This is a genomic window from Bdellovibrionales bacterium (assembly GCA_019750295.1).
Taxonomy (GTDB): Bacteria; Bdellovibrionota; Bdellovibrionia; order Bdellovibrionales; family JAGQZY01; genus JAIEOS01.
The window spans coordinates 228281-242797 of record JAIEOS010000008.1 but is presented as its reverse complement, the minus strand read 5'-3'; the positions used below and the strand labels follow the sequence as shown (position 1 = coordinate 242797).

Sequence of the window (14517 nt, the reverse complement as noted above, 5' to 3'; positions counted from 1 at the left end):
ATGACGCCGATAGAGTGTGAAGAGATGGTACGAAACGCAGCATGAAATTTATGTCCGTTTTTTCGGGGGAAGATCAGCCCTTCTATTTCTTCCGGTGTTAGTTGATAACCGCTGGCTCTTGCTTTGAGCAAAGTTCTGACTTCTTCCTTGGTCATGTCTCCTGTCCTGACTCTTGCAAGGTAGGCTTCCTGCTGCCTCTTGTACGCTTCTCTTGAAGTTTCTTTGGATGCGTCTTTTTCAGATTGGATTTTTTCACTGGCCAACTCAGCTTCATGCTCTCTCGCCAGGATTGTTTCAGATTTTTTGATCTTCTCGAAATACGTTGGATAGCTCTCGTTCAGGTTTTCAACCGTCTCAGTCCACGATGGAGCGATATTCATTTCTGCATAGAAGAATGAACCATCTGTGCCAAGCCCTTCCGCAGTAGCCAGAACTTCACCTGTCTTAGCGTCCATCACTTGAAGATTCTGAACACAGTCAAAGTCTCTCTGGTTTGCCAAAAAGCGTTTTGAAGCAGAACATTGGCTTGAAGCTGTGATGATTCCGCCAACCCCATACTGCTTGCCCCAGATCGCGTAACGTTCCTTTTGGTCAATTCGGTTTTCTTCATCCTTGTACTGACGATCCTGCTCCTTGTTCATCGCATTGTAACCAGCATCACGATCAACCACGATCCAGTTGCCAGATGCTTGCAACGCCGCTTTTAGCCGCGGCAAATTCTTTTTATCAAGAGAGTCAGGATCAACAAAAACTCTCATTGCTGGATCTGTGTGTTTCGTTCTTGGTGTCGCACAACCCGAAAGTGCTGCAGCCAACTGAATTACGATTCCTACTTTCGTTAAGGTTTTCATGATGCTCCTTTTTGTGATTTGATTAGACGTTCGAGAGCACTCAAGTCGTCTGGTTTAGCCCATAGCTTGATGACATCTCCGTCGTGTGTATAGATTTGGATTTCCTTTTTGCCTCTTACGGCCTCTTTCACGTCGCCTAGCATGAATAGAAACTGCGTCTTGAACAGCGTCTTGATGCTGACCGTATTGTCGAGCTCAACAACCAAGAAGCCCGTGCCAATATCTTTGCCGTTCATCGTGGCTCCCTTATTCCATGTTCCAAGTCCAAACCTGAGTTTCGCCATAAGGTCATTCGCTCTCTATCCCGATTTTCTTTTTGTCGGGGATGGCTTTTTCAATGGTTACTTTCAACCAGCCAGAAAAAATTCCTTCAGTTAGTACGTCATCCAAAGTTGGACGACGGTCGTCTTCACCGAACAAAAGAAATTCTATGCTGACTTTGAAATACTGACTTAGAGCAAAAAGATGCTCAGGCTTTTGTGTTTGTCCACCATTGAGCAGCGACGACAAAGTGGCAGCTGGAACTCCTGTGATTTTGCTTAGATCACTGGCCTTAACTCCACGAGCCTTCATAAGTGCTTTCAAAACTTTGTCTAACTTTGCTTTCTTCATCTCAATAAATAACTTCGGATCGAAATCCGTTGCCCTCAATCGAAATTCCGAAAGCCGAAATGACTTTTCGGAAAGCCGATAAAAATTGTATTGAGATTATTTTGCCAGATGACTTGCTATCGGAAAGAAAAACCGATTCTCGAAAAAGCCCCCGCCATCCGAAGATGACAGGGGCGTAAGGCAGTTACCCTTTAGGTGGAAACGGATCGTTGCCGAAAGAGTTCTTGTCACGGATTTTTCCATCTCGTCCGTGAATTACAACCTCGGTGCGATCCATTTTTGCGAGCGTATTCGCGGTCTGAATTGCATCCTTTTGTGTGCGCTGGTGAGCAACTTCGTTCCCACCAGATTTTACAGACCAACCACCATTTTTGCTTGGAACAACATGCTTGCTTTTATTCATTGAGTCCTCCTTGGACTGCATTGTTTTTGTTCGAGCGGGATGTAGTGGCATCCCGCCATTTTCAAATTCTTAACTATGCCTTGTCGTGGGGAACACAAAATGCGAAGCACGACTTATCAGTCGGATAAACAACTTTACCGTTTCTGATGATGTACTTGCACACAATGCGCTTGAGTCCCATTGGACATTCGCGGCTGACGCGTTGATTGCATTTAGAACAAAATTTCATGATTTACCTCCCTTCTAACGTCGGGAAGGCTTCGACACAAAAGAACCCCCTTGCCAAGCCGTCCACTAACTGGCAAAACAAGAGATGTAAGCAACTTGTTGGTTCGATCCTTGATCCGACGTAAAATTGGCAGCTCTGCAAAGCTGCCTTTTTTATTTCTCGAATGATGCTTGTAAACGCATAACCCTCCTACTAGCTGCTGCTTGTGATACTTGAAAAACAGACATTACTGTTTGCACATTCATTTCGCCACGTTCGTAAAGCATCCTCATTGTTTGCCACGGCATCAAAACAGCCGCTGCGAATGTATCTGCTTGCCACTCAGGGTCCTCAAAGGGACGAAGTTCTGATCTCCTCGCAAACTGTATGTTTTCACTGGAAGCGAAAGTTCCCATCTGAGCTTGCTTTCCATGAATTTTTGCGTGACCGCACTCATGAGCAATCGTGAAGCGCGCGCGTGGTACGCCTTTTTCAAGTTGATTGTACGTTGCCAAAGGGATTTCGATAAATCGGTTGGTAACATCGGTTACACCTCCAAGTCCTTTGACGTTTTTGCCAACGACAACTCGGAAGCCCAAGAGATCCATTTTGTTTTCAAAAATTTCAAGCATTGGTGTTGGACGGGGATCTGATAAACATTCAGGTGCTACAAGCTGCAAAAACTCTGACGCTTCTTTTTCAATCTGTGCGTGGGACATCCCACGCACAACCGGTACTGAGATCAAGCTGAAATCCATTACTGCTCCTCGTTGAGAATTTTCCGGATCTTTTCAATCTGCTTATCCGTAAGCTCGTTGTTTGTAAGGCGACGACCGAAGGCTACTGCCAAATCAGCGGTGTCGGAATCACACCCAAACATTTTCAAAATTTGGCGTTTTTCCCTATCAAGATCAGCGATTTGCTTCAAACTTTTCTCAGCCGTTCCAAGAGCCTTTGCCAAGATTCCATAGTCCACTTTACCATTCGGAAAAGCGGGCTTCTTACCTGCTTCAACTTCTGAGTAATACACAACGGTGATACCTAGTTCCCGAGCCACTTGGCCCATAGTTTTGTTTGCTGCTATTCTTAAATTTCTTATGAAACCGGCGAAGGTCTCAGTTATCCTTTCATTTCCCATGCGTCAGTCCTTTCGCAAAAGTATAAGCTGTTGTTAGCTAACACTTGCTTATAGTAGATGTTCCGTGCATGATTTAATCAAGAGAAAAATTCAGTCACTTGGTGGCGCAACAAGTCACAAGTCTGAGTTGGAGGAGATATGCTTCTATTTTCAAAAGCTGACAGCCATGCGGTCCGCGAGCATCAAAGGCAACAAATGATTGCCGAAATTGACAGACTTTCCGAGACACAAGTTATGAACACCAAGCTTGAAGAATGGGCTGTTCATTTCGCAGATAAGTTTGGTGTCGATGTTATCGAGCTCGATGAGCCTGGAATTTATGCGGAAACGAATGATGTGCAAGCTGATCCAAGATCACTTGGAGATAGAAACAATTATTTTTTTGATGATCGCATGGGAAGTTCACGGACAATTTCTGCTACCGAAATTGCATTTCATGTTCCGTTTTCTGGCGAAGCGGAGTTATTTCAAGTTCAGCCATCAACATTTACGTTCAATCCGCCACGAGCGGAAATCGCAAGTGGGGAAGTAGTTTTTCGTTACACCTTTGGAACTGCAGATGCTCAAACAGCACGATCAAACTTTGATCGAGACCTTGCCAATGTAAGGCAGTACGTTAATAATTTGAAATCTGATTTTATACCATTCAATGCGGAACTGAAAAATGTTGCTCAGTCACGACTACAACAAAGATTTTCTAAGCTTCAAAAAGATAATGACGTTGCTGCGGCACTTGGCTTTCCAGTCAAAAAGCGTGGCGACGCTCCGAAGACTTATGCTGTTCCTTCTGTAAAACGTAAACTAGCTCCGAGACCGCAAGCCTCTACGCAAGCGGCAGCCAAGCTCGAACCAACTTTGCCATTAGACGAGTATGAACATATTCTCACTGTTACAAAGAACATGGTTACAGTGATCGAGCAAAGTCCTCATGTCTTCAAAGGCATGGACGAAGAAAGTCTTCGTTCACATTTTCTCGTACAGCTCAATGGACAGTATGAAGGCCAAGCGACCGGCGAAACTTTCAATTTTGAGGGCAAGACCGACATCATTATTAAAGATGGAGGCAAAAATATCTTTATTGGCGAGTGCAAGTTTTGGAAAGGCGCGGCTGGCTTCACAGAGACGATTGACCAACTGCTCGGCTACCTGTCTTGGCGAGATACCAAGGCTGCGATTCTTCTTTTTAATCGCAACAAAGATTTATCAAATGTTCTTGCTCAAATTCCTAGTCTTGTAAATGCGCATCCCAATTATGTGCGAGATTGGAAAGTCTCGGGACATGAAACTGAATTTCGGTACATTTTGCACCACAGAGACGACAAAAATCGCGAGCTGTTTCTTACGGTTCAGGTCTATGAGGTGCCGACATGAAATATGCGCTGGTCCAAGGGCAACGCGAAGACGCAAAGCCTGATCTTTCGGGTGAGTGCCCTGGCTGTGGACGGCCAGTTGTTGCCAAGTGTGGAGAAATTAAAATTTGGCATTGGGCTCATCTGGGAAAACGTATCTGTGATTCTTGGTGGGAGAACGAAACCGAATGGCATCGGAACTGGAAAGGACATTTTCCAAAAGAATGGCAAGAGTTCGTTCATCGCGCTGAAGATGGCGAGAAGCATATTGCGGATGTTAAGACCGATCAAGGCTATGTGATCGAGTTCCAACATTCACACATCAGGCCAGAAGAACGCCAGGCTCGTGAAGCCTTCTATAAGAAAATGATTTGGATTGTCGATGGTACCAGGCGGTCCCGAGACAAAGACAAATTTTTCGATGGGGTATTGTTTGCGCCAAGTATCGATGGGATGGACGACCTGCGAGAATCACCAGGTCGAGGAGCATTGTTGGATGACTGGGGCAAACGAGGCGTAGTGGTTTTCTTTGATTTCGGCGAGGATACCTTATGGGGACTGCTACCCGATACGCCAGAGGGGAAAAAGTACGGCTTCAGAGTCGAGCGCAAGGCACTTCTTGAATCTTTACGAGCCGATTCGGAGTCCAATCTAAGTTTTGATCGATTAATGCGGAGCTATACTGGAAAGATTGAAGCCCATGAATGGCGGTTGAAAGTAATGAAGGAAAGGGCTCAACGAGATCCTCTAATGATGATGAATTTTGCGATCAGGTCAGGCTACTCACGTCGTCGTTATTAAATGTATATTCACTTCTAACGCTGCTTTTTTGGAGAATAAAATGTCTGCAACTCGAACTCTGAACATAAATGAAAACGAAATTATCTCTTTGATTCCAGATTTATCTGGTCAGACTTTGACTGGAGTATCCGGTGAATTTTCAGGAACCTCATTTTTCATTGAACAAGATGAAGTTAAATGGAAAACGACAGTCAGCAAAATGCCCAACAAAAAAGTACAATCACAGGATATCGAATTACACTCAAGCATCGGAGCCATTCTTCTCCGAAAGGCATTTTGGACCTCTTATTCTGGGGGTGATCTACAAGGCACTTGTACGCATATTCATCTCAAAAAAAATGGCACACCTTCAAATCAGGGAAACGTTCGATACAGATCAGTAATCTATCTCGATAAGAAGCCCGATCTGCTGTTTCCACATTTTATAAAAGACACTTCTGGTTATGAAGGAAGCCTTTGGCTACCACTCCGGTACAACGACCTCGAATTTAATCTCTACTGCTTACCAGAAAATCATATTTTAGTTTTTGATGCGCCGAATGGAGTATCTTTTGATCAATTTCAAAAATTCAGTGGAACAACAAGAGTGTTATTCTCTTACCTTCTTGGAATAAGCTTAGAGCAACACTCCTGTGAAATGGCACTGTCATCGGATGGAAAAACTGTTCACGAAGCCTGGTGGTATTCTGGAAGAAACAGGATTGCAAACTCTTATACGCCTATCCCCTCGTCATGGGGACATTGGGCAACGGCCAAGAGAGCGATTTCAATTCCTCCATTAATGCGGCATCTGGATGATGAAGTTCTGTCTTTGGTTTGGACTAACTTACTTAACTGGCAGGATTTGCTAGTCCCGATTGAGTATCTACTTACATTTCATCCCGCTCCTGTGGAAATGCGCGGAGCTTTGCTCTCTGTCGCTCTGGAAAGCTTGACCAGTTGCATTTCTGAAAAATATAAGAGTTCCTCTCCCAAACCCCTTGAAGACAAAAACTCATGGAAGCAACTTCGAGATGCCTTAAACAATCTTTTGGAGCAGCAAGGAACGGCATTAACTGGAGACTCAAAAGAAATTTTCAAAAAAAGAATCAACGAATTAAACTCTCCAACAAATAAAGCAAAGCTTACTTTGCCATTCAAGCAGTTTGATATCGAAATCTCAGATGAGGATGCCGATGCTATTGCCACAAGAAATGATTTTCTCCATCGAGGAGGTTTGCTCGAAGAAAGTGTTCGCAAGCAGGGCGATTCATGGCGCGAGGTTTATTATACCGAAATGCGAATTTACACCCTCACCAACAGATTGTTACTTGCAGTCCTAGAATATGAAGGTCCAGTTATTAACTGGGGCGAAACTCTTCTTGGTGGAGGCCAAACGAAGTACCTATATCAAAATAGGAAATCGCCACCAAAGTGATGTCGTCAGTCTTTGTAGTTGTCGTTGGCCGTGTAGTTATCGACAACGACATCATCACTACAAATGCCATTATTTCGCGTGATTTAACGTGATTTGAGCAAAGTGATCAGAGAAGCCTTCTGCTTCGTATCTGTTTGTTTTTATTTTTCTATTCTTGTTTCCCCTGAATCGGGGCTGTATCTCGAAAAAATTGGCTCGGGCCATCCGACGCTAGGTTCGCCCATCGCCCCCAGCATTGCCCTAAGCTTAACTACCGATAAGCTCACATTTTTTCGTCATTTCGACAAGGACTACCTCCATGAGCAGTATATGGTTCTGGGTAAGTCGATGAATCAAATTGCCCGCGAAAGGGGATGTTCACGATCAACAGTTGGTACGGCATTGGCCGATCTCGGCTTCGAGATCCAGGCCCGAAAAGAACTGCGCTGCAACAAGGGTCAGCTCGCCTTTGGCGAACGCCTAATTCATGGGCAGGTTGTCCGATGTGAATCCGAACTGCGGACAATCAAAAGGATGGCTGCCATGAAAGTGGCAGGCGCAAGTTACGGTGAAATTGCAAAGGCACTGAACTCGTCCGGAGTAAAATCAAAGAACAAATGCAACGGTTGGAGCCGCCCTGCCATCTACAAAATTCTCAAAAGATTCAAGGGGTAGCGCCCAACAAATCGAATTCGATGGGGGGTCCCAATTGTTGACCCATATAACGCATCATGGTCTCATCTCTAATCAGCTTTAGGGGAATCGTGGCAAAAATTAAAAGTCTAAAATCAGTCGAACTATTCGCTGGCGGTGGCGGCCTTGCACTTGGTGCTCACCAGGCTGGGATCTCGCCAATTTTATTCTTGGAGTGGGAGAAGAACTCCTGCGAGACGCTACGCCGAAATTCTCAAAGTTCCTTTGGACTCGCACCAAATCGTATTCTCGAAACCGACATCAGAGTTTTTAACGTAGATCAGATTCCTGAAGCCTTCGATGTTTTAGTTGGAGGTCCTCCGTGTCAGCCCTTTTCAATCGGCGGCAAGAAAAATGGACATGAAGACGTTCGTGATCTCTTCCCGGAATACCTGCGCGTTTTATCAAAAACTAAACCCAAGGCTTTTTTGATTGAGAATGTTAAGGGTATCACGTCTAACAGATTCAAAGACTATGTTGAGTATGTTCATTTGCAGCTCGAACATATCGAAGGCTGTCCACTCAATGATGATGATTGGCAAAAGCAACTTCCTCGCCTGAGAAAACTGAGTTCTAAGTCTCCGAAGAAGTCATACAATGTTGTGAGTTCGCTATTAAACGCCGTTGATTTCGGAGTTCCTCAAAGTCGGGAGCGATTTTTCATCGTCGGTATACGCTCTGATCTTGGCTTTCAATTCGAGTTCCCGCTTGCAACACATGGTGCAGATGCGCTTCTTTATGACAAATATATCACCGGAGCCTACTTTCAAAAACACGGACTGAAAAAGCGAACTGCGCCCAAGGAACTTGAGAGAAGACTGAAGGCTCTTGCTCAGTCTAAACCACTGCTTCAGCCCTATATGACCGTTCGAGATGCGCTGATCGGTCTGCCCACTCCTAAAGACGGCAAAGAACATTCTGAATTTCAAAATCACATCGGCATTCCTGGTGCGCGTGTTTATCCAGGACATACAGGTAGCCACATTGATCAGCCCGCGAAAACTTTGAAAGCCGGAGTGCATGGCTGTCCAGGTGGTGAGAACATGGTTCTTCACGAAGATGGCTCCGTTCGTTATTTTTCAGTTCGAGAAGCTGCTCGTATGCAAACCTTCCCAGATGACTATTTCTTTTTTGGCTCACGATCAGAGGCCATGAGACAGATTGGCAACGCTGTACCAGTAAGGCTGGCTTCAATACTTTTATCCAAGATGAAGAAGGACCTCGCGACTCGCTCGCGCCAGTCGAACGTAGAGAACAGGTCGAGAAGTTCAGATCAATTGGATTTGGGCCTTTAGAGGTTTTTGCTGTGATGCCACAATGTTAGGGTGGCAAAAGCTAAAATTTTTAATCCCTTCAAAGAAAATGTCCGCGACCTACTTGTCTCGACCTTCGAGAAGCAACAGCTTCTAGAGCTCCCGCCGGCAAACGTTGATGTTGGATGCGGCGTATATGCGCTCTACTACGTTGGTAATCATAAAGCCTATTCGCCCCTAGCAAAATCAAAAAAGTATCCGATATATGTTGGGAAGGCCGTAGTGCCTGGTGGACGAAAAGGTGGTGGCGATCCTAAGAAAGCATCTTCGAATTTCGTAACTAAGCGGTTACGCGAACATGCAAAAACAATAGCGGCCTCTCCGACACTCAATCTAAAAGATTTTGAATGTCGATGGCTTCTTGTTGTTCCAGAGTTTACGAACGCAGCCGAAGCTATTCTCATCGATCATTACAAACCTATCTGGAACAAATTTATTTCAGGCTTTGGCATTCACCACCCAGGAGGCGGACGACTCAAGCAAGCTCGATCTGACTGGGATATGCTTCATCCGGGTCGCGCCTTTGCCGAAAAACTTCCCAAAGGCAGAGCTTCCGAACTTATTGAAAAATCATTGGTCGAACATTTCAAAATATATAAGTTGAAGTAGAGCCCCACATTTGCGGGGCCCTAAAATCATTGCCTCAAACAGCAAATGGGAATTTAAATTTTACTTCAGTAGGTTTTGGCTTAATTCCAGTCCTAACAAGTTCATAGTATTCAGCAAGGGCTTTAGGAATACGATCTGCCACACCCCATTCAACCAAAACCCCAAAACACATCTCACGAGTTTTCTTCTTGGCCCAAGGCGGGTTTGAATCATCAAAGAAATAGATGCAGTCTTTGTTTTTGACCCAAGTATTTGGCTCGATGTCCTTCACCTCGCCATTCGGCAGTTTAGCCCAAATCGGTTTGTAATCGCGATTGAATAAAACCTCTGATCCATCTTCACAAATCCACTTCCCATACGGCAGAGTCAATCGCATCGGGAGTCGCGTAGATCCTGGCTGTTGACGATAGACCTTCACTTCATCGCGGACGCAAACACCGGGCCCACTGTCAGAATAGAATTCCACGGTGTCATTGGTAATGTCTTCCTTGATGACAACGGCATCAATCTGAAGCGGCTTTACGCGAATGACGGTGCCCCGTTTGAGTTGCTTGGCTTGCTTGTCAGCTATTGTGACCACGCCAGACCACTTTGAAAGCCCCGAGATCGTGAGATCAATCTTTTTGAGCATCTTCTCCAACGGCGGACACTCCGGGTAAAATGAAAGTGTCAGTCTCGCTGCACCAAGTTTTTCGATGAGTTGGTCAGCTTCTTCTCTTGAGATCGTTTTTTTGAGCGGCACTTTTGTTTTGTGGGCGTAATACATCTCGCGAAAATCCTCATCAGACATTTCTGCATGTGTGGGATACTCGTGCTGAACCCAATCGTCTAATTCGCATCGGACCGAGTCGATGAGTTTGTGAACGCTTTTTCGTAAGCGCGTGTGGGCTAAGACCTCATCCAGTAGCGCACCGATCTCTTTGTGACTCGCAATCGGCATTTTGACATTCGGTCGAACTCGTCGCCCGCCGAACATGACATTGAATGCAACAGTCAGCGGCTTAGGAGCCCTTTGAGTAGTCACGGCGATCGCCCTTGGAATCTCATTGCCAGCGCGGAGAAAGTGCTTCCAGTTGGCAGCTCCAACTGCTTTAGCGGCAAGATCAAGAGCCTCGTGATGCGAAACTTGTTTTTCTTTTTTAATTCTTTTGGCGTTGCGCTTTACATAAGCGACCGAATGGACATCGATTGATGACTTCATCTAAAACCTCGTTCTCTCTGCGGATACTTGTCACTTGCCCACCAAACTCCAACCGAGATCAAAAGGTTAAAGAGTTCAATCACATCGTACTTCGAGGCATTGCTGAAACAGCTTCGCTACTGGCAAGCGGCCGGTTTATGCCAAAACCGAAGATGATCTTACGCTGTATCCGAAATTCGGTCAATTTCAGGGGCTTAACGTTAAGCCCTTACTCTAAGCACTTAATGCGCTGCGAATCGCTGTGTTGCCCGTAGAGTCATGAAAATCTTGGGGTGGGACTCTTGACACTTCGGTTTTTTCGACCTCAAATGAGATTGAATAAACCGAAGTCCGGTATAAGGGGGGATCTAAGTGAATACAGTTTTAATCACAAAACCGATCGAAGTCAGCAATCGCCTTCACGCACTTGGCGTGACCGAAGAAATTCTGCGGGAGGCCGTTGAAGCTGGTGAACGAGTGCGGCTGACTTGCACGGCAAACCATCCACGTACAACGCCGGGGCTCCTGGGTTGGGCAGAAACAGTAAAGACTCTGAGAGATCGACTGATCCCGCAAGGTTGGACCAAACGTGAGGACGGAGGACTTCCAACTGTTGTTCATCCGAAGGGCACTGTATCCATTGCGGTCACTACTGGGGATGAAGGCACGGGCATTGAGGCCGGTGAATTAAAATCCAAATACACAAAAGGTGCCGCGACCGCCGCTGTTGTTGAAATGAATTTCACGCAACTTGGGTTTGACGAGAGCCTCCTTGGTGCGCGCCTGCTGAATAAAGTGAGCGGCACTATGCTGACCTGGTATCTAGTAGTCCGCCGCTTGTCCCATGAAATTAGATTTGAACTTTCACTGCCCTCGGGTCTTGGAGAAAACGGTCAAGTTGTTGAGTGGAAGGAACGCATTTTATTTGCACCAATTACCCTTGAAGATGATGCAGTGAAGATTGATCAATCGGTCGAGGAGGCTGACGATATAGTTGTCGAAGTTACTCGTAAGTTTTAACATTGAGGTGAAATGTTTAATTCTTCCAGACTGGTTGTTGCCAGAAAAAGGCGTGGGCTTTCAAAGAAGCACTTATCCGAAGCTATTGGGATAAGTGATCGGATCCTATTGTCTTACGAAAAGGGTGACTCAAAACCATCTGAAGAAACGCTTCGCCTTCTTGTGAAAGAGTTGAACTTCCCCGAAGGATTTTTTCTCGGCCCTGACATTCCCGAAGTTGCTCCACAAAGTGCGAGCTTCAGGGCGCTGACAACTCTACCTGCGTTCAAAAGAGACTCTGCGCTTGCGGCGGGAGAGCTTGCCACTCTAATAAACGAGTGGATGTCAGAACGATTTAATCTACCGCAAGCATCACTCCCTGATCTTCGTGGATATGATCCAGAGGCGGCAGCAGAGGCTCTCCGTGCAGAGTGGGGACTCGGACAGGGACCAATAAAGAACATGATCCACCTGCTTGAATCTCGTGGCGCACGAATCTTTTCTCTTCCCTCAAAAGATTCTGAGGTGGATGCATTTTGTTTTTGGAGAGGCAAAACTCCATTTATTTTATTGAATGTCACTAAGACCGCCGAGCGAAGCCGATTTGACGCTGCTCACGAACTTGGTCACCTTGTGTTGCACCAACATGGCAAACCACAAGGCCGCGACGCTGAGCTAGAGGCTGACCGCTTTGCCTCAGCATTTCTAATGCCGAGGGCAAGTGTGCTTGCGCTTGGGAGCAGATTCATAACTCTCGATCAAATGATCAAAATAAAAAAGAATTGGAATGTTTCTGTGGCGGCACTCAATCACCGACTCCATTCGGTGCAAATGTTGTCAGACTGGTTGTACCGAAAGTTTTGTATTGAGATTTCAACCCGTGGGTATCGAAAGTCGGAGCCGAACGGAATTGCTCAGGAGATTCCGCAAATCTTCCCAAAGGTGTTTGCTGCCTTGAAAGAGGCCGGTATCAACAGAAACGACCTCTCTCGTGATCTCAACATCCACACCGATGAACTGAGCTCTCTGATGTTCAGCCTTTTGATGACTGCCATTCCCGGCGGACGGCCAACGGGCTCAACCAAAACACCATCGGCAAATTTACGGCTGGTCTAGTGGGCCAAGCCAAGAATCGAAAAAAAGAAATAGAAGATTTTATTTCATCGCTCTCTAGCGAAGAGCGAATCATCTTCGATCTTTCAAAGAAAGCCTACGATCGAATCATCCGTGCCCACGACTTTCAAGGGGCCTGTTACCACATGACATTTCTTCTCAAAGCGATTCTTCACCGAGAATTCAACATTGAAATCGATGCGGTGATTGGATTTGTAAATGACGGCACCGATGATCTTATGATCTCGCATGGCTGGCTTGAGTATCGAGGGCGGAAGATAGATGTCGCGCTTGCAAATCCAAATAATGGACAACTTCCTGGCCCCGTATTGATCCTTGATCAAAAATTCCAAGAGCACGGCTCCGCAAATTACACATACCATCGAGAACGCGGTGAGGCTGGTGAGCAGGCCATCTTGCGACTTCTGAATTCCGAACATCCGCAGGCTCAAATGCTGGCCCAACAAAAGGAACGCGAACATAGTTTCATGACCGAAGTTGCCAATTCTGAAGAAAAAATAATGGAATACCTGAACAATGCGCCGAATGGGGCAACCTATGAACGACTTTTTGAGCTTTTGTCTTCAGGCGAAAAGGCATGACAGCTAAGCCCCTACCACCCAAAAGAAAAGCAATGATCGATTCACTTCAGCCCACTGAGTTCAATCTTCTAATGAAGCTCTCATACTTGGCTCGCAGAGCAGATACGACAAAACAGGCAGTAACGTCACTTCAGAATGACTATCACAAGCGTGTCATTGCTCGAGCTGTTTACCTTCAAGTGGACTCCTTCATTGAGCTTGGTCGGCGGCTAAAGAACTCACTTTTCAAATCGTCGTTGATAGACAAAAAAATAAGAGACCAACTCGATGAGAAGTTTGCGCGTTTAGATGCTGACTACAGAGGCGTTTATGAATCAGTACGGGACAAGGTCTCCGCCCATCGCCAAGAAGAAACTATAGATTCTATTATCGACAACTGGAACTCTGTGGATCTCCTTAGTATCAACGTCTTTGTCGATGACATGATCGCAGTCATGTCGATTTTGTCTGGACCATTACAATTTCAATGGCAACGTCCCGATCACGCAGCGATTGATTCCGTAATTGGAGAATTTAATTCTGCTGCCAACCTCGGATCTGGTTCGCCGACTATGTCATCGGACTCTCTTGCAATCACTCGCGGCAACACACTGGGTATGCTTGCTTGTCATCCTGACCAAGAAAAGGCGATGGCGATTTTGAGCGTTATAGATTTTCTGGATATGCTCGCAGGGTTGGCTCATTACTCTCATAAAAATGATCTTTTGCACGAAATTGTTTGGTCTCTGATCGTGGTTGATTCCTTCAGTTTGCTCGACAATCTGTATGATGATTCAAGGCACGAAAGTCTTTTAACGAAATGGATGAACGGTAAATATAAGGGGCATCCCATTTTGTTGGCGGCTTCCAGCACTGTGGATCCTCAACATGAGGCCGGTGCGCGGGAGATTCGCAATAAATTTGCCGCGCATGTTGATGCAGCTCTGCCTTATCGCGATTTGAAAAAGCTAGTTTCAGACTACAACTTAACAGATTTTCTTATATATGTGGGCAGCCACATTGATTCTTTTCATCAGGCTTGTAGCCACGACATACGCACACGTCTGTTCAATCTTCGGAACGTTCCCCTAAGCGGGGTCATTGCTGTTGAAGAAAAAGCTGTGAAAAAATTTGAAGACTAATTCAGATTAGAACGGTTCGAGTTGGTTCGTCACAGTGCCAATTAAATCCCTTCCAGTGAAGATAAGAAGAACCGGATCAATTCGGCAAACCGGATTTTTCTGATGGTCGGTTCCTTTTGAGCCGATTGA

Annotated in this window: 18 protein-coding genes; 10 read left to right on the top strand and 8 right to left on the bottom strand. The window is 45.6% G+C overall.

Annotation, left to right across the window (positions count from 1 at the left end):
• From K2Q26_02835 to K2Q26_02805, 7 genes are all read right to left on the bottom strand, one after another.
• The coding region (locus K2Q26_02835) for a hypothetical protein (protein ID MBY0314426.1) at positions 1 to 851 on the bottom strand (851 nt) is incomplete at its 3' end.
• On the bottom strand, positions 848 to 1087 hold the full coding sequence (locus K2Q26_02830) for a hypothetical protein (protein ID MBY0314425.1): 240 nt from the start codon (positions 1085 to 1087) through the stop codon (positions 848 to 850). The genes K2Q26_02835 and K2Q26_02830, both read right to left, overlap by 4 nt.
• Positions 1088 to 1139: 52 nt before the next feature.
• Positions 1140 to 1463, bottom strand: a complete 324-nt coding sequence (locus K2Q26_02825) for a helix-turn-helix domain-containing protein (GenBank protein ID MBY0314424.1) — start codon at positions 1461 to 1463, stop codon at positions 1140 to 1142.
• Between the two features lie 184 nt (positions 1464 to 1647).
• Positions 1648 to 1866, bottom strand: a complete 219-nt coding sequence (locus K2Q26_02820) for a DUF2188 domain-containing protein (protein ID MBY0314423.1) — start codon at positions 1864 to 1866, stop codon at positions 1648 to 1650.
• Between the two features lie 73 nt (positions 1867 to 1939).
• Positions 1940 to 2095 carry a hypothetical protein gene (locus K2Q26_02815; protein MBY0314422.1) on the bottom strand — a complete coding sequence of 52 codons (156 nt, stop codon included), beginning with the start codon at positions 2093 to 2095 and terminating at the stop codon, positions 1940 to 1942.
• Between the two features lie 152 nt (positions 2096 to 2247).
• Positions 2248 to 2832, bottom strand: a complete 585-nt coding sequence (locus K2Q26_02810; GenBank protein MBY0314421.1) for an ImmA/IrrE family metallo-endopeptidase — start codon at positions 2830 to 2832, stop codon at positions 2248 to 2250.
• Positions 2832 to 3212: a helix-turn-helix domain-containing protein gene (locus K2Q26_02805; protein ID MBY0314420.1), complete on the bottom strand. Its 381-nt coding sequence runs from the start codon at positions 3210 to 3212 to the stop codon at positions 2832 to 2834. Before K2Q26_02805 ends, K2Q26_02810 begins: the two co-directional genes overlap by 1 nt.
• A gap of 138 nt (positions 3213 to 3350) precedes the next feature.
• Between K2Q26_02805 and K2Q26_02800 the strand changes: the two genes are divergently transcribed.
• From K2Q26_02800 to K2Q26_02775, 6 genes are all read left to right on the top strand, one after another.
• Positions 3351 to 4583, top strand: a complete 1233-nt coding sequence (locus K2Q26_02800) for a hypothetical protein (GenBank protein MBY0314419.1) — start codon at positions 3351 to 3353, stop codon at positions 4581 to 4583.
• Positions 4580 to 5362, top strand: a complete 783-nt coding sequence (locus tag K2Q26_02795) for a hypothetical protein (GenBank protein MBY0314418.1) — start codon at positions 4580 to 4582, stop codon at positions 5360 to 5362. The genes K2Q26_02800 and K2Q26_02795 overlap by 4 nt, the downstream gene beginning before the upstream one ends.
• Positions 5363 to 5402: 40 nt before the next feature.
• A complete protein-coding gene (locus K2Q26_02790; protein ID MBY0314417.1) occupies positions 5403 to 6779 on the top strand; it encodes a hypothetical protein in 1377 nt (458 codons plus the stop codon).
• 93 nt (positions 6780 to 6872) lie between these two features.
• Entirely contained in the window at positions 6873 to 7433 is a 561-nt protein-coding gene (locus tag K2Q26_02785) for a recombinase family protein (protein MBY0314416.1), read from the top strand.
• Between the two features lie 89 nt (positions 7434 to 7522).
• Positions 7523 to 8746 (top strand): DNA (cytosine-5-)-methyltransferase, encoded by a 1224-nt coding sequence (gene dcm / locus K2Q26_02780; GenBank protein MBY0314415.1) that lies wholly within the window; start codon positions 7523 to 7525, stop codon positions 8744 to 8746.
• Positions 8747 to 8776: 30 nt separating this feature from the next.
• Positions 8777 to 9373 carry an Eco29kI family restriction endonuclease gene (locus K2Q26_02775; protein ID MBY0314414.1) on the top strand — a complete coding sequence of 199 codons (597 nt, stop codon included), beginning with the start codon at positions 8777 to 8779 and terminating at the stop codon, positions 9371 to 9373.
• Between the two features lie 34 nt (positions 9374 to 9407).
• Here K2Q26_02775 and K2Q26_02770 read toward each other — a convergent pair whose 3' ends face one another.
• Entirely contained in the window at positions 9408 to 10574 is a 1167-nt protein-coding gene (locus tag K2Q26_02770) for a DUF5623 domain-containing protein (GenBank protein ID MBY0314413.1), read from the bottom strand.
• Between the two features lie 351 nt (positions 10575 to 10925).
• Here K2Q26_02770 and K2Q26_02765 point away from each other — a divergent pair, with 351 nt between their 5' ends.
• Genes K2Q26_02765 through K2Q26_02750 form a run of 4 tightly spaced genes read left to right on the top strand, consistent with a single transcriptional unit; the run spans position 10926 to position 14388 of the window.
• Positions 10926 to 11573, top strand: a complete 648-nt coding sequence (locus K2Q26_02765) for a hypothetical protein (protein ID MBY0314412.1) — start codon at positions 10926 to 10928, stop codon at positions 11571 to 11573.
• Between the two features lie 12 nt (positions 11574 to 11585).
• Positions 11586 to 12668: an ImmA/IrrE family metallo-endopeptidase gene (locus K2Q26_02760; GenBank protein ID MBY0314411.1), complete on the top strand. Its 1083-nt coding sequence runs from the start codon at positions 11586 to 11588 to the stop codon at positions 12666 to 12668.
• The gene (locus K2Q26_02755) at positions 12668 to 13267 is read left to right on the top strand and encodes a hypothetical protein (protein ID MBY0314410.1); all 600 of its coding nucleotides are present in this window, start codon (positions 12668 to 12670) and stop codon (positions 13265 to 13267) included. Before K2Q26_02760 ends, K2Q26_02755 begins: the two co-directional genes overlap by 1 nt.
• On the top strand, positions 13264 to 14388 hold the full coding sequence (locus K2Q26_02750; protein MBY0314409.1) for a hypothetical protein: 1125 nt from the start codon (positions 13264 to 13266) through the stop codon (positions 14386 to 14388). Before K2Q26_02755 ends, K2Q26_02750 begins: the two co-directional genes overlap by 4 nt.
• Positions 14389 to 14517 lie beyond the last annotated feature (129 nt).

Bases quoted from the DNA above. Each gene is read 5' to 3' on its own strand.
- K2Q26_02825 (MBY0314424.1), bottom strand. From the start codon at position 1,463: ATGAAGAAAGCAAAGTTAGACAAAGTTTTGAAAGCACTTATGAAGGCT.
- K2Q26_02750 (MBY0314409.1), top strand. From the start codon at position 13,264: ATGACAGCTAAGCCCCTACCACCCAAAAGAAAAGCAATGATCGATTCA.
- K2Q26_02810 (MBY0314421.1), bottom strand. From the start codon at position 2,832: ATGGATTTCAGCTTGATCTCAGTACCGGTTGTGCGTGGGATGTCCCAC.
- K2Q26_02815 (MBY0314422.1), bottom strand. From the start codon at position 2,095: ATGAAATTTTGTTCTAAATGCAATCAACGCGTCAGCCGCGAATGTCCA.
- K2Q26_02820 (MBY0314423.1), bottom strand. From the start codon at position 1,866: ATGAATAAAAGCAAGCATGTTGTTCCAAGCAAAAATGGTGGTTGGTCT.
- K2Q26_02770 (MBY0314413.1), bottom strand. From the start codon at position 10,574: ATGAAGTCATCAATCGATGTCCATTCGGTCGCTTATGTAAAGCGCAAC.
- K2Q26_02790 (MBY0314417.1), top strand. From the start codon at position 5,403: ATGTCTGCAACTCGAACTCTGAACATAAATGAAAACGAAATTATCTCT.
- K2Q26_02760 (MBY0314411.1), top strand. From the start codon at position 11,586: ATGTTTAATTCTTCCAGACTGGTTGTTGCCAGAAAAAGGCGTGGGCTT.
- K2Q26_02795 (MBY0314418.1), top strand. From the start codon at position 4,580: ATGAAATATGCGCTGGTCCAAGGGCAACGCGAAGACGCAAAGCCTGAT.
- K2Q26_02805 (MBY0314420.1), bottom strand. From the start codon at position 3,212: ATGGGAAATGAAAGGATAACTGAGACCTTCGCCGGTTTCATAAGAAAT.
- K2Q26_02830 (MBY0314425.1), bottom strand. From the start codon at position 1,087: ATGAACGGCAAAGATATTGGCACGGGCTTCTTGGTTGTTGAGCTCGAC.
- K2Q26_02800 (MBY0314419.1), top strand. From the start codon at position 3,351: ATGCTTCTATTTTCAAAAGCTGACAGCCATGCGGTCCGCGAGCATCAA.